10 protein-coding genes are annotated in these 13,817 nt (G+C 59.4%); 3 read left to right on the top strand and 7 right to left on the bottom strand.

The genetic code is table 11. The features are described 5' to 3' along the window. Positions 1–21: 21 nt before the first annotated feature. Both ACTO3O_RS04600 and mtaB read left to right on the top strand, forming a co-directional pair. Positions 22–2,679, top strand: a complete 2,658-nt coding sequence (locus ACTO3O_RS04600; RefSeq protein WP_482596511.1) for a putative LPS assembly protein LptD — start codon at positions 22–24, stop codon at positions 2,677–2,679. Positions 2,680–3,430: 751 nt separating this feature from the next. Further along, on the top strand, positions 3,431–4,771 hold the full coding sequence (gene mtaB / locus ACTO3O_RS04595; protein WP_297830289.1) for a tRNA (N(6)-L-threonylcarbamoyladenosine(37)-C(2))-methylthiotransferase MtaB: 1,341 nt from the start codon (positions 3,431–3,433) through the stop codon (positions 4,769–4,771). Between the two features lie 215 nt (positions 4,772–4,986). Here mtaB and ACTO3O_RS04590 read toward each other — a convergent pair whose 3' ends face one another. From ACTO3O_RS04590 to ACTO3O_RS04575, 4 genes are all read right to left on the bottom strand, one after another. Then, complete coding sequence (locus ACTO3O_RS04590) at positions 4,987–5,373, bottom strand: Spy/CpxP family protein refolding chaperone (protein WP_298081067.1); 387 nt, start codon at positions 5,371–5,373, stop codon at positions 4,987–4,989. A 144-nt stretch (positions 5,374–5,517) separates the two neighbouring features. After that, positions 5,518–5,988: a hypothetical protein gene (locus tag ACTO3O_RS04585; protein ID WP_297830292.1), complete on the bottom strand. Its 471-nt coding sequence runs from the start codon at positions 5,986–5,988 to the stop codon at positions 5,518–5,520. Between the two features lie 92 nt (positions 5,989–6,080). Further along, positions 6,081–6,689 carry an RNA polymerase sigma factor gene (locus tag ACTO3O_RS04580; RefSeq protein WP_297830294.1) on the bottom strand — a complete coding sequence of 203 codons (609 nt, stop codon included), beginning with the start codon at positions 6,687–6,689 and terminating at the stop codon, positions 6,081–6,083. Between the two features lie 31 nt (positions 6,690–6,720). Beyond that, positions 6,721–7,899, bottom strand: coding sequence for an ABC transporter substrate-binding protein (locus ACTO3O_RS04575; RefSeq protein ID WP_297830296.1), 1,179 nt, complete (start codon positions 7,897–7,899; stop codon positions 6,721–6,723). Between the two features lie 94 nt (positions 7,900–7,993). Between ACTO3O_RS04575 and ACTO3O_RS04570 the strand changes: the two genes are divergently transcribed. Then, on the top strand, positions 7,994–8,581 hold the full coding sequence (locus tag ACTO3O_RS04570) for a superoxide dismutase (protein WP_294592103.1): 588 nt from the start codon (positions 7,994–7,996) through the stop codon (positions 8,579–8,581). A gap of 321 nt (positions 8,582–8,902) precedes the next feature. Here the strand turns inward: ACTO3O_RS04570 and lolA1 are convergent, their stop codons facing one another. The 3 genes from lolA1 to murI are packed head-to-tail and all read right to left on the bottom strand — an operon-like array spanning position 8,903 to position 13,724. Further along, entirely contained in the window at positions 8,903–9,535 is a 633-nt protein-coding gene (gene lolA1, locus ACTO3O_RS04565; RefSeq protein ID WP_297830298.1) for an outer membrane lipoprotein periplasmic chaperone LolA1, read from the bottom strand. Between the two features lie 22 nt (positions 9,536–9,557). Beyond that, complete coding sequence (locus ACTO3O_RS04560; RefSeq protein ID WP_297830300.1) at positions 9,558–12,905, bottom strand: FtsK/SpoIIIE family DNA translocase; 3,348 nt, start codon at positions 12,903–12,905, stop codon at positions 9,558–9,560. A gap of 6 nt (positions 12,906–12,911) precedes the next feature. Then, entirely contained in the window at positions 12,912–13,724 is an 813-nt protein-coding gene (gene murI, locus ACTO3O_RS04555; RefSeq protein WP_297830302.1) for a glutamate racemase, read from the bottom strand. Positions 13,725–13,817: the final 93 nt, after the last annotated feature.

Below are 13,817 nucleotides of genomic sequence, written 5' to 3'. Positions count from 1 at the left end.
TCGGCTGCGGCGGCCGATTCGGTGAAACGGGACACGCTGCCGGACATCGCCTCGCTGTTCGATACCTTGCCTCCGGTGGCGGCGGATCGGGCGGATACGGTGGCAGTGGCGGACAGTGTGGCGGCGGGGCGGGACACCTTGCCGGCGGCGCTCGGCGAGCGGAAGAGGCGCGGGAGTACGCTCTCGGAGCGGGTCACGTTCAAACAACGGGACTCGTTGGTCTACGACGTGCGGTCGGGGAATCTCAATATGTACGGCAACGGGCGGGTCGAATATACCGACCTGAAGGTCGAGGCGGAACACATCAAACTCAATCTGGACGAAAAAAACGTGGCGGCGTGGGGGTATGTCGATACCCTCTCCGAAAAGTACGTGCGGCCGAAGTTCAGCCAGTCGGATACGGATTACGAACTCGACTCCGTGCGTTATAACATCGACACCAAGAAGGCACTGATCTGGGGAGGATATACCCGCGAGGGCGAGGGGATCATCTCCGGCGGGCTGGTCAAGAAGATGCCCGACGATGTGCTGCACATGAAAGGGGGACGGTACACCACCTGCGATGCGGAGTGTCCGCACTTCTACCTCCAGATGACCAAAGGGACGGTCGAACCGAAGAAAAAAGTGGTCTTCGGGCCGGCTTATATGGTGGTCGAAGACGTGCCGATCTATCTGCTCGGGGTGCCGTTCGGCTTCTTTCCGCAGCAGGGGGCCCGGCATTCGGGCTTCATCATCCCGTCGGTCGGCGAGGAGGTGGTCAAGGGTTTCTTCCTGCGCGACGGGGGCTTCTACTTCGTTTTCAACGATTACGTCGACCTGAAACTGACCGGAGGCATCTACACCCTCGGCTCGTGGCAGGCCGGAGCGGCGTCGAGCTATCGGCGGCGGTATAAGTTCAACGGGAATTTCCAGTTCGATTTCGCCAAAGACATTTTCGGCGAGAAGGGGAGTGCGGACTACGTCAATCAGCAGAACATGCAGATCCGGTGGACGCACCAGCAGGATCCGAAGTTCCGGCCCAATTCGACCTTCTCGGCCAGCGTCAACTACTCCACGAGCAAGTACAACCGCTACAACGCGACGAACATGAACGACTACCTCTCGTCGCAGACCAGTTCGTCGATCGCCTACTCCAAAAACTGGGTCGGAAAACCGTTCTCGTTCTCGATGAACGCCAGCCATAGCCAGAATATGCGCGACAGCAGCATGTCGCTCACCTTGCCGACCTTCGTCTTCAACGTCACGCGGATCAATCCCTTCAAACGGAAAAATGTGATGGGCAAGGAGCGGTGGTACGAAAAGATCGCCTTCACGTTCCAGACCAACTTCTCGAACAGCGTCTCGAACTTCAAGCAGGACGAGTTCATGAAACGGGATATGTTCGAACGGATGAGGTTCGGGTTCCAGCACCAGTTGCCGGTAAACGCTTCGTTCAACGTCCTGAAATACCTGAACGTGACGCCGGGGTTCAACTACACCGAACGGTGGTATTTCCGCAAGATTTATCAGGACTGGAATCCGGAGACCGAACGGGTCGAAAATACCGATACCACGCACGGGTTCTATCGGGTCTACAACTATGCGGCGTCGCTGTCGGCCAATACGCGGCTTTACGGGATGTATGAGCTCGGGCGGAAAGGGAAAATTAAATTGCGGCATGTGATGACGCCGAGCGTCAGCTTCTCGTATGCGCCGAACTTCGGGAAGGAGCGGTACGGCTATTATCGTACGATCCAGAGCGACAAGCATGGTGGGACGACGACCTATTCGCCGTTCGCCAACGAAATGTACGGGGTGCCGGGGAACGGCGAGAGCATGTCGCTGGGGTTCAGTATCGGGAATACGTTGGAGATGAAAGTGCCCAGCGCGCGGGATACGAGCGGCTTCCGGAAAATCAAGATTCTGGAGGCATTCAATATCAGTTCGGGGTACAATTTTCTGGCCGATTCTCTGAAACTCAGCGTCTTCTCGGTCACCGCCCGGACGACGCTCTTCAAGGGGGTGAGTCTGAATATCAATGCTTCGTTCGACCCGTATATGGTGGACGAAACGGGGCGGCGGATCAATCGCTACGTGGCGGCGCACGGCAAGGGGCTGGCGCGGCTGACCTCGTTCAATACGGGGTTCAGCTATGGGTTCAGTTCGAAAGCGCGGCGCACGACGGGCGGCTCTTCGGGGCCGGCGGCGAGCAACAATCCGGACAACAGTACGTTGAGCGATGTCAATGCGGCGATGAACGATCCGAATCGGAACGGCGGATTTTTCAACCAGACGGAGAATCAGTATGCGGCGGCGATGCGGCGGGCGCAGTTGCTGGCCACACAGTACTATGATTTCAATATTCCGTGGAGTTTTTCGTTCAATTACAGTTTCAGTTTCAGCCGGCCGGGCAATCGGATTACGCGGTCTCAGACGGTGAGTTTCAACGGGTCGGTGAACCTGACGGAGAAGTGGGCGGTGGAGTTCGGGGCCGGGTATGACTTCGAGATGAAGAAATTGACGCCGGGGACGGTGCTGATCCGGCGTGACATGCACTGTTTCCAGGCTACGTTGTCGTGGGTTCCGATCGGTTTCCGCCAGAGCTGGACTTTCTCGCTGCGGGCGAAATCCGCACTGTTGTCCGACTTCATCAAGTATAAGAAGAGCAATAGCTTTATCGACAACTATTACACTTATTAGCGTGGTGGACGGAGGCTCGTGTGTTTGGAGAGGGTGTCTGCGTGCGGACAAAGAACGGGGGTAGAGGCTGGTAGTTGAAATGCGTAAGCATTTCCCGTCCACGGGACGTGGGGCCCGCGCGGCCTGAGCGCAGTCCCCTCCTGTAGCCAAAGCCGCGCGCCCCGCCAAAAGAAGCGATTCAGCTATTTCGGTGATAACCAAATATAGTTGAATCGCGTAGGCGCGAGTTTGATAGAAGTGGATCAAAGCTCGACCGCGCGCCACGCCTTAAGAGGGAAATAGTCAAAACTCGCTTGCGTGTTTTGACAAGATTTCCCAAGGCGCGCGAAAAAGCGGCGGAGCGAAAGCGGAGCCGCAGTGAGGCTGACACGAGGCGGAGAACTGGGGCGAGAGCGAGTAGCGCGATTCGCAGAATCGCCGTCCTCGGGCGCAGCGACGCAATAGCGGCGCGGGGGGGCGCGCCGAGGACGAATCCCATAGAATTGGGGTGTGCTTGGGGCTGAGTTTGTGCTCCCCCGTTTATTCCGAGAGGCAACGCAACTGACGACCGTAAGTGCGGTAGTACCAGTGACTGGGCTGGACAGCCTCCATGACGAAACGCAAATAAATGCCGTTCGTCCCATTGGTCGAAACCGACCAGACAGCACCCTCGTAACCGACGTTTGCCGGTTCGCCCGAACCGGCGCTGCGGAAGCCCGGGGCGGGAAACCTCTCTATAACCGATTTTTTCGGTCAATCCCTTGAAAAAGATATGAATACACTTCGAAAAGTGGTTTTCTATACCCTCGGTTGCAAACTCAACTTTTCCGAAACGGCAACCATTGCCCGACAGTTCAAAGAGGGCGGTTTCGTGCGGGCCGGAAAGGGGGAACGAGCCGATATCTGTGTGATCAATACCTGTGCGGTCACGGAACATGCCGAGAAGAAATGCCGGAATATCGTTCGGAAAGCAGTACGGGAACACCCCGGAGCCATCGTTGCCGTGACCGGATGTTATGCCCAGCTGCGGCCTCAGGAGCTGGCCCGGATTCAAGGGGTGGATATCGTGACGGGAAATCACGAGAAAGGAATGCTTTACGACCAGGTGGCCGGACTCTTGGGGCGAGGCGAGCGGACGGTCGAAGTACACGCCTGCGCCGCTGAGGAGATTCGATCGTTTTTTGCGGCTTTTTCCGTCGGGGACCGTACCCGGGCGTTTCTGAAAGTGCAGGACGGATGCGATTACCGGTGTGCGTATTGCACGATTCCGGACGCCCGGGGCGCCAGTCGCAATATCCCGGTATCGGAGCTGGTGACTGAAGCTCGCGAAATCGCAGCACGCGGAGTGAAAGAGGTGGTGCTGACAGGAGTAAATATCGGGGATTTCGGCCGGACGACCGGCGAACGTTTCCTGGATTTGATCCGTGCGCTGGAGGAGGTCGAAGGGATCGAACGCTACCGGATATCCTCCATCGAGCCGAACCTCCTGACGGATGAAGTGATCGCATTTTGCGCTCAGTCCGCGAAGTTTATGCCCCATTTCCATATCCCGTTGCAGGCGGGGACGGATCGGGTATTGCGGATGATGCGTCGGCGGTACGATACGGCGCGGTTTGCGGAACGGATCGACCGGGTGCGCGAGGCGATGCCGGATGCGTTTGTCGGGGTGGATGTGATTGTGGGTTTTCCGGGCGAGACGGAGGCGGATTTCGAGGCGGCGTATCGTTTTCTCGCTGAGCGGATACGACCGGCGTTTCTCCATATTTTCCCGTATTCGGTGCGGCCGGGGACGCCGGCGGCGGAGCTGCCGGATCGCGTTTCGCCGCAAGAGGCCGCGCGGCGGGTGGAACGGTTGGGCGAGTTGTCGGCTCGGTTGCACGGAGCGTTTTACGACCGTTTCGTCGGTTCGGTTCGTCCGGTGCTTTTCGAGTCGACGGTGCGAGAGGGACAGATGGTCGGATTTACGGACAATTATATCCGGGTCGCGATGCCGTATCGATCGGAGGCGGTGAACCGGATCGTGGCGGTCGAACTGGGAGAGGGTCGGACGACGTCGTCCGGATATGCGGGCGGCGAGGAGTGTTTGTCGGGTCGGCCGCTTGAAATAGAGTAGAGGCTGCCGGTTCGGCCCTGTTTATTCTGAGAGGCAACGTAACTGAAAACCGTAGCTGCGGCTGGTCACGTCGCTGGGATCGACTCCCGGTACACCGAAGTTCAAGAACATGCCGTAGATGCCGCTGGCCATAGAGATCCAACTGTACCCGTTTTTGCCGATGGCTCCTAACGTTCCTTCGTTAGGATAGCGGTAGCCCGGGGCGGGATCGACTCCTATTTCCGCGTCTCCGGCGGCGCTTTCCGCGTCACCTTCCGGATCAGGAAGTTTTTGAAATCCTCATCGGTCACGAAAACCCGTACCGCCTTGTCCGCCGGCAAAATCTGACGGAATTTCGCCATGTAATCCGCCATCAATTTCCGCTCGGCATCCATAACCCCCAGTACGATTTCGAACTGCCGCTCCGCATCGCGCCCCTCCCGGATCGCCCGATGTGCCGCATGCCGTTTCCGGCCCAACTCCCGCCGGGCGCTCCAATATTCGTTGTAAACCGGCCAGAAACGTTGCGATTGCTCCGGAGTGAGTTGCAGCGCATCGCTGAAAAAGCCGATTTTCAGCTCTCTGATTTCATCGGCCTGAGGCGCCCGCTCCTGCTGCGGCATCGTTTCCCGTGCCTGCGCCCCGGTTCCCGAAACACATAAGATAATCAGCCCCCCCAGAAATCCCCCCGCGTAACGAAAGAGTACGCTCCAAAAGGAATCGTTAGGTGTAAGTATGCGGTTCATTTTCAGAAAAATAGCTTGAAATTATTCGTTGTCGTTTTCCAGCAGATCCGCGAGATCGACCCCGCCGTATCCGTAGATGTCCAGATAGTCGGTCACCGCCTCCGCCAGCAACGTCTGCTGCGTCCCATCGTCCTCATCCGACAAGTAATCCTGCAACTCTTCGATGTCTTCGGAGTAGAGCCGGTATCCCAACAGCGTCTCGCTCGTCTGTCCCTCCTGTGTCAACAACTCACGCTGCTGTGCCCGATATCCCGTGAAATAGAATCCGACGGTCGCGAAAAGCACCAGACAGCCGAACGCCCCCGCCAAACCCGCCATCCGTCCCAGCCGCCCCCACCGACTTCCCCCCACAGCCGAAACCCTCTCCGCAGCCGAGTCTTCCGCGACCTGTTCGCGCAGCGTGTTCCGCAACTCCGCAAAATAGCCCTCCGGCACCCGATACGGATGCCCTTGCCGAGGCGTGGGCGACGATATGTTCCGAGGCGTGTTCATGTGTGCGATTTCTGCGTTGCTTTGTCCCTTTGACGCTCGGCCCGGAGCGGAGTTTAATCCCGGGCGGAAATTATTTTATGGCCCGGAGCCGATTATTCCCCCGAGTCGGAGGTCTCATCGAGAGTCGGGGTGAAGTCCGCCCCTGACCACTCTTCCCGCACCCACCGTTCGACCTTTGCCGCCGCGTGGTGGTACGAAGCCTTCAAAGCGCCCACCGATGTCTCCAGTACCGCAGACATCTCTTCGTAAGGCATTTCGTCCCAGTACCGCAGCGTGAAGACGGCCCGTTGTTTGGCCGGCAGCCGACTGACTGCCCGCGCCAAGGCCCGTTCGATGCCCTCACCGTCGATCATCCCTTCGCTCCCCGCGATGCGGTCGAACCCCGCGCCTCCGTCGTCTAAGGAGGCGAAAAGCCCTGACCGCCGGCTGCGCAGCAGGCTCAGCGACTCGTTGACCGCAATGCGATAGAGCCACGTGAAGAGTCCCGACTCGCCCCGAAAGTCGCCCACGGCGTTCCAAACCTTCAGGAAGACGTTCTGGACGACGTCGTCGGTGTCGTGGTGGCTCACGACCAGTTTCCGCACCGTCCAGTAGATCCGCTGGCTGTACCGATCGACCAGTTCGACGAACGCGGCTTCGCGTTCCGTCGGGTCGGCGGAGCGGAGGCGGTCGAGCAGTCGGGTGTCGTCGGTAGCGGTCATGGTCGATTCTTTTCCCTGTGAACGAGCGGGGTTATTTCAAGCGGTGGAAGTAGTAGAGTTCGTGTTCCGGCAGGAGTTCCGGGTGGAGAATGCGGATCATGTCGGCCAGCACGCGATCCGGTCGCACGACGCCGGATTCCCAGAAGTCGCTCCCTCCCTTCGGAGTGATCCGCGCATTGTTGTTGAAGACTCGCCCCTCGCGCACCACCGGCAGCCCGGCGAAACGATGATTGTCCGCTTTCAGCTGCGCCAGGTTTTGCGCCATTCCCGGCGCCAGCCAGTAGTCCGCCTCCTGCATCAGCACCCAGGCGTGTTCGGCGCTCACCGGCCGGCTGGCGTCGTTGTCCGTCCCCCGGCCGAGGTAGTCGCCTCCCGCCTCGCGCACCAATCGGGCCATATAGCTCCGATCTCCCGGCAGGTACCAGACGTCGCGATACGGCGCATTCAGCATCACTTTGGGGCGCCCCACGGCCGAACTGTCCGACGCCGGAATCCGGGTGGCCAGTTCCCGGTAACGCGCCTCGATTCGGTTGAAATACAAGATCGCTTCGTTCAGTTTCCCGGTCAGCAAACCGAACGGCACGATCCACTCCGCCCGGCCCAGCGGATCGTTCTCCAGATAGTCGGCGATATAGACCACCGGCAGCCCCAGCTGCCGCAACTTCGTCACCGCCGTGTGCTCGCCCCCCACGCCGTAGATGAAGACGACGTCGGGCCGTAGCGCGACGATGGTTTCGAAGTCGAGGTTCGTGTCGTAGCCCACCTCTTTCACGGCTCCGGTATGTACCGCCGGGTTGGCGATGAAGTCGATCCCCGACGCGCCCCTGACTACCGAGACCTCGCCGAGCGCGTCCAGAAACGCGACGTGGGTCGAGGACATGCAGACGGCCGACCGGATCGGATATCGGATCTCTCCTTCCTGCACCGTGGCTGCCGTGTCAGGAACCAGCCTGTAATCGTACACCGTATTTTCCGCCCCCTGCCACGGATTGCGTACTCGCAGCAGTGTGGAACGGCCGTTGTTCAGCGTGTCGCCCAGCAGTTCGAACCGCTCGGCATACCGGCTTCGATAAATCGGCGCCCAGGCGGTGGTGTCGTCCGCTCCGCCTCTTTCGCCCGAAGGCCTGCCGCACGAAACGACTCCCGAAAGCACCGCACAAGAGAGGATGGAGGCCCGAATGGCTCTGAGGATGGGGTTGTCGAACTTCATACGACAAATATAGTGAATGGGTTTGGAACGAAGTTTGCTTTAAAAGGGAAATAAACATCAATCATCGTTTCACACTATAAACATTTTATTCGTTATGAAATTCGAACTTCCTGCTTTACCGTATGCGCTCAATGCGCTCGAACCGACCATGAGCGCGCGCACGCTCGAATTCCACTGGGGGAAACACGAGGCGGCGTATATCAACAACCTCAATGGGTTGATCGAGGGGACGCCGCTCGAAAACGACACGTTGGAGGAGATTGTCCGCAAGGCGGACGGGGCGATCTACAACAATGCGGCACAGGCGTGGAATCATATCTTCTTTTTCTTCCAGCTGGCGCCGAACGGGCAGCATGAACCGAGCGGTCTGCTGCGGGCGGCGATCGACCGCGATTTCGGCTCTTTCGAGGCTTTCCGCGAAGGGTTCGCCAAGGCGGGAGCGACGTTGTTCGGATCGGGTTGGGCCTGGTTGTCGGTCGATGCGGACGGACGGCTGGCGATCACTCAGGGGCCGAATGCGAAGAATCCGTTGCGCGACGGGGCGATTCCGCTGCTCACGGCGGATGTCTGGGAACACGCCTATTATCTGGACTATCAGAATCGTCGGCCGGACTATTTGGCGGCTTTCTGGAATCTGGTGGATTGGAAGGTGATCGAAAAACGGTACGAGGATACGTTGTAGGGCGGGCCTTTGTACGTACGGGCTGTCTTTCGTCCCGGCTGTCGGTTTCGACCGGACAGGGGCGAAAGGCGGCCTTTTTTTGTGCCGGCGCCGTTTATTCCGAGAGGCAACGCAACTGAAGACCGTAAGCACGATGGTTGGTGTGGGAAGAATCGAAATTTGTCGGGCCGAAATTCAGAAACATTCCATTGTTCTCTTGGGTAGACGCAGACCAACCGTAACCGTATTCGCCGTTACCGCCCGTTATGCCCAATCCGGAGTTGCGGTAGCCCGGGGCGGTGTTGCCCGGCGATTGAATCGGATACCCATGATCCGATAAACTTACCGAAAATCGATGATTTCGGTGTCCGGGTGCGAAGCCCGATCGAAACGGAACGTCTTGTCCGTCACCGGAATGTTGACTTTCCACTCTTTGATTTGCAGCTCGATTGGGCGATCGTTTCCCGTCGCCGCGATCGAGATGCGTACCGGCAGCGAGGTCGCCGGATCGATGTAAAGCGTCAGGGCCGTGTAATCCGCCGTCGTCTGTTTCGGTTTCAAATTCACCACCTGCAATTTCTTTCCCTGCGTCGTCGTGACGGCCGGTAAAGAGCTGTGTTCGAAATCTTTCGGATCGACGTTCATTAACTTCGCCGGATTGGAAAGGATGTTCGGATCGGCCGGATCGAGCTGCTCGACAGTCACCTCCTGTGCCTTCGGCAGGTAGTTCCACAGCGTCGTCCCATCGTAATAGAGCTCCTGTCCGAAAACCGAGGCGGCGAATCGCCTACCGCTCACCGTCAAGGTTCCTGCCGTCGTCCCCTCGCCTTCAATCGTGGCGGTGAAGCCCACCCGATAGTTCTTGTACGACTGAATTTTCGTGCGCACGGCGTTCAGCAGCGTTTCCGAATGCTGGTCGGCCCGGACGGCGGCGAAACTCAGGAAAAGGATCGAAAGGAGGAGGAAACGTTTCATAAACAGCTTGAATCGCAATGGGTTATAGGTTGTCGAGGATCATCTCCAGCGACATCGGATCGGTGACCAATACCTGTCGCGGTTTCCCGCCTCCCTCGCTGTGCCCCACGATGCCGGCAGCCTCCAACTGGTCGATCAGCCGTCCTGCCCGGTTGAAACCGATCGAGAATTTGCGCTGAATGGTCGAAGCCGAACCCTGCTGATTGGCCACCACGTAGTGTGCCACCTCTTCGAACAGCGAGTCCCGTTTGGCCTGCACATCGCCACTCGCCGCAGAAGACGACGAGTCGTCGCCCTCCGGCGTGTATTCCGGCAGTTCGTAAGCCGACGGATAGCCCTGTTGGTGCTCGATGTGATCCGTAATCCGCTCGACTTCAGGCGTATCGATAAAGGCGCACTGCACGCGTGTAACTTCGCTCCCCGTGGAGATGAGCATATCCCCGCGTCCCACCAGCTGGTTGGCTCCCGGCTGGTCGAGAATCGTCCGCGAGTCGATCATACTGGTCACCCGGAACGCGATCCGTGCCGGGAAGTTGGCCTTAATCACCCCCGTAATGATATTCGTCGTCGGTCGCTGGGTCGCGATAATCAGGTGAATCCCCACCGCCCGTGCCAGCTGGGCGATTCGGGCAATCGGAGTCTCGATCTCTCGCCCGGCGGTCATAATCAGGTCGGCGAACTCGTCCACGATCACCACAAAGTAGGGCAGGAACCGATGCCCCTTTTCCGGATTGAGCCGCCGGTTGATGAACTTTTCGTTGTACTCCTTGATGTTCCGCACCTTGGCCGCCTTCAGCAGGTCGTACCGGGCGTCCATTTCGATACACAGCGAGTTGAGGGTGTAGATCACCTTCTGCGTGTCGGTGATAATCGCCTCGTCCTCGGTCGGCATCTTGGCGAGGAAGTGCTTTTCGAGCTTGGAGTACAGCGTTAGTTCGACCTTTTTCGGGTCCACCAGCACGAATTTCAGTTCGGCCGGATGTTTCTTATACAGGAGCGAGGTGATGATGGCGTTCAGCCCGACCGATTTCCCCTGTCCCGTCGCCCCGGCCACCAACAGGTGGGGCATCTTGGCGAGGTCGAAGACGAAAGTTTCGTTCTGGATCGTCTTTCCGAGCGCCACCGGCAGGTCGGCCCGCGAGTCGTGGAATCGCGGCGATTTGATGACCGAGTACATCGAAACGACCTCTTTGTTCTTGTTCGGTACCTCGATCCCCACCGTCCCCTTGCCCGGAATCGGCGCGATGATTCGTATCCCTAATGCCGAAAGGCTCAACGCGATGTCGTCTTCGAGGTTTTTGATCTTGCTGATCCGCACCCCGGGCGCCGGGACGATCTCGTACAGCGTCACCGTCGGCCCGATCGTCGCTTCGATCGTGTCGATCCGGATGCCGAAGTTTTCGAGCGTCGTGACGATCCGGTTCTTGTTCTCGACCAACTCCTGGTCGGTGACGACCACCCGTTTCGTATGGTCGTCCAGCAGCTCGATCGGCGGTTTCCGGTAGTGCGACAGTTCCAAAGTCGGATCGTACAGGTCGCTGTTGTTGATCACTTCGTCCTCCACCTGCTCCTCTTCCGGTTGTTCGACGATGAAACTCCCCGTCTCCTCTTCCCCCTCCGTCGCACGCAGTTCCGGCCGTCTTTCGGTCGTCGGTTCGGGTGTGAAGACCGGTCGCTGCGGAGCCACAATCGGCTCCTCGACCGTCGGCTGCAACGGAACTTTTCGTGCCGTAGTCGCCGGTTTTTCCGTCTCCGCAGCCGGTGTCGGTGCAGGTACCGACATGGAAGGCGGCATAGCCGGTTCCTCTATCGGTCTCGTCGCGACGGTGAACGGTACCTCTTCTTCCACCGCTTCCGTTCTTTCCGGCACGATCCCTGTCGGAACAGGCGGTGCGATCGAGGCCGAGTAACGATACGGATCGTAATAGTAGCTCTGCCAGTCGAACGAGTAGATGATGGGCTGGCTCCACTCGTCGTAGCCCATCAGGTAGCCCCACGAACCGTCGTAGTTCTGTACCAGACGTGCCCGTTCAGCCGCCTCGGGCCGATAAGCGGTCTCGTAGGTGAAGGCACTCTCCTGTGCCGTCCAGTTCGGATCGACGAAAGGCGAATACCCCCCGTTCTGTATCGGGTACTCCGGATACATCGGCGCATCCGGCTCAATCTCCGTTCCCATCATCTCCATCGCCAAAGGCGGCTGTTCGTAGACGGGCGGAGGAAGAGGCACCGTTTCCGGTTCGTTCTGCGGCGCAGCCTCGTCGGCTGCGATCTCAGCGACAGCAGGAGCCGGTTTCGTCTCTCCATCGGTCGGCGGTGTCGCCGGTTCCGCATCCATTCCCGGGGCCGGTTGTTGTTCGGCCAATGCCTGCCGCCGGACTTCGGCCTCTGCCTTGAGGCGCATCATCTTTTTCCGGGCCTGCAAACGTTCCAGCTCTTGCCGCACGTGTCGCTCTTCGCGCTTGCGCCGGGCGTATGCCCGGTATTTCGAAACGGCGTGCCGGATGGCTAAATGATTGGCGTAGTAGAGAATCCCCACGAACGCTGCGATGATCAGCAGCGACGTCCCTTCGTATCCGATCATGGCGTTGAGCCACTGGGCGATAAAGATGCCGTGAGCTCCGCCCCATCCGGAGCCGATAATTTGCGGATCGGGGCCGAAGAAGTGTCCTGCGCCGATCGACCCGACGATCATCAGCAGGATGAGCGATCGGATAACGCGCCGGATTCGCAAAGCCCTTACTCGCAGTAACTTGAGCGCAATGCAGAAGAGGATGACCGGCACGAGTTCACCGAAGATGCCGAACCAGCGGCCGATGATGCTTTGTGCGAGAATAGCTCCGATGCGTCCTCCCCAGTTCAGGGCGTCCTGCCGCACATCGACGAAGAGGTTGCTCCACGTCGCGATGTTCTGGTCTACGTCCCAGTAGATGAGGTAAGAGAAGGTCGAAACGGCCAGATAGCCCGACAGAAAGAGCAGGATCAGACTGAGCCAGATATACCGGTCGGTGTGGTTATCCTGACTCTCCGGATCGATCCGAGACGCCGGACGTTTGGTCGGTTTCGCCCTTTTGTTGTTGGAGGAGGAGGGTCGGGTGGTCGGCTTCGTTTTGGCTCGATTTGTCGGGGTCGCCGCGCCCGATCGTGACGAAGAGGCCTTGCGGGTGGCGGCAGGTGAGTAGTCCCGCCGGGCCCGGCTGTTATCGGAAGCCTCCGTTGAAGCCGTCCGCCGGCTGGTCACCCGTTGCACCCGCTCCGTCCGGAGCCGATCCGGGGAGGACGCACCGGAGCGCTCCGCCGGTTTGCGGCGGAGTTCCCGATCGCGCTGTGCACGTCGGACGAGTTCGTCGGTTTGTCGTTTGCCGGTGGCCATAGGGTGTTATCGCTTCCGCAGTCGGGCGGCGTATTGTTCGGCGCGGAGCCGCAGTCGTTCGGCCGCTTCGGCTCCGCCGGTGCTGATAAAATGGTGTGTCGGAGCCTCTGTCGTGGCTCCGTCCGGTTCATAAAGCAGGCCGGATGTGGCTAAAATCTCTTTCGTGTGCCGCGCAATGGCCTCTGCCGGATCGATCAGGCGCATGTCGCGTCCGTCGATGATGCGTTCGATCTGGGGTGCGAGCAGCGGGAAGTGGGTGCAAGCGAGCACCAGCCGATCCGCTCCCGCCGCTAACAGCGGTTCGATGTAGCCGCGCAGCAATCGCTCCGTCTCCGGCGCCTCTTCGAGTCCCCGTTCGACCGCTTCGACCAGTCCGTTCCCCGCTACCGGGATTACCCGCACGCCCGAGGCATATCGCCGGGCCGTAGTCCGGAACATCTCGCTGTGGACGGTGAACTCCGTCCCGAGCACACCGATCACCCCGCTTTGCGTTGTCTCCGCTGCCGGTTTCACGGCGGGTTCCAAGCCGACGAAAGGCATCTCCGGCCACGCTTGTCTGAGGGTGGCGATCGCGGCGGTCGTCGCGGTGTTGCAGGCCACGACGATCAGTTTGACTCCTTCCGCCAGCAGCCTCTCGACGCCGGCCCGTACCAGCCCCACGATCTCTTCCCGCGCTTTGCCGCCGTACGGACAGTGGGCGGTGTCGGCCCAATAGAGTGTCCCTTCATGAGGCATCGCCCGGACAATCGCTGTCCGGATGCTGATGCCGCCCATGCCGGAGTCGATGATGCCGATGGGGGAGCGAGGGTCGGAGTGCATGCGTGCGTCGGGTTTTACGGGTAACAAAGATAAGAAAAAGGAGGACGCCGCCGAAAATTTTCGGCGGCGTCCGTCAGGTGTCGAATCGGAAAT

The sequence above is a fragment of the Rikenella sp. genome (genome assembly GCF_056799795.1).
This window is presented reverse-complemented; position numbering and strand designations above follow the sequence as displayed.

Excerpts from the sequence above, each read along its gene's own strand:
- mtaB (WP_297830289.1), top strand. The coding sequence starts at position 3,431 with ATGAATACACTTCGAAAAGTGGTTTTCTATACCCTCGGTTGCAAACTC.
- ACTO3O_RS04590 (WP_298081067.1), bottom strand. The coding sequence starts at position 5,373 with ATGCCGCAGCAGGAGCGGGCGCCTCAGGCCGATGAAATCAGAGAGCTG.
- ACTO3O_RS04585 (WP_297830292.1), bottom strand. The coding sequence starts at position 5,988 with ATGAACACGCCTCGGAACATATCGTCGCCCACGCCTCGGCAAGGGCAT.
- ACTO3O_RS04580 (WP_297830294.1), bottom strand. The coding sequence starts at position 6,689 with ATGACCGCTACCGACGACACCCGACTGCTCGACCGCCTCCGCTCCGCC.
- ACTO3O_RS04575 (WP_297830296.1), bottom strand. The coding sequence starts at position 7,899 with ATGAAGTTCGACAACCCCATCCTCAGAGCCATTCGGGCCTCCATCCTC.
- ACTO3O_RS04570 (WP_294592103.1), top strand. The coding sequence starts at position 7,994 with ATGAAATTCGAACTTCCTGCTTTACCGTATGCGCTCAATGCGCTCGAA.
- lolA1 (WP_297830298.1), bottom strand. The coding sequence starts at position 9,535 with ATGAAACGTTTCCTCCTCCTTTCGATCCTTTTCCTGAGTTTCGCCGCC.
- ACTO3O_RS04560 (WP_297830300.1), bottom strand. The coding sequence starts at position 12,905 with ATGGCCACCGGCAAACGACAAACCGACGAACTCGTCCGACGTGCACAG.
- murI (WP_297830302.1), bottom strand. The coding sequence starts at position 13,724 with ATGCACTCCGACCCTCGCTCCCCCATCGGCATCATCGACTCCGGCATG.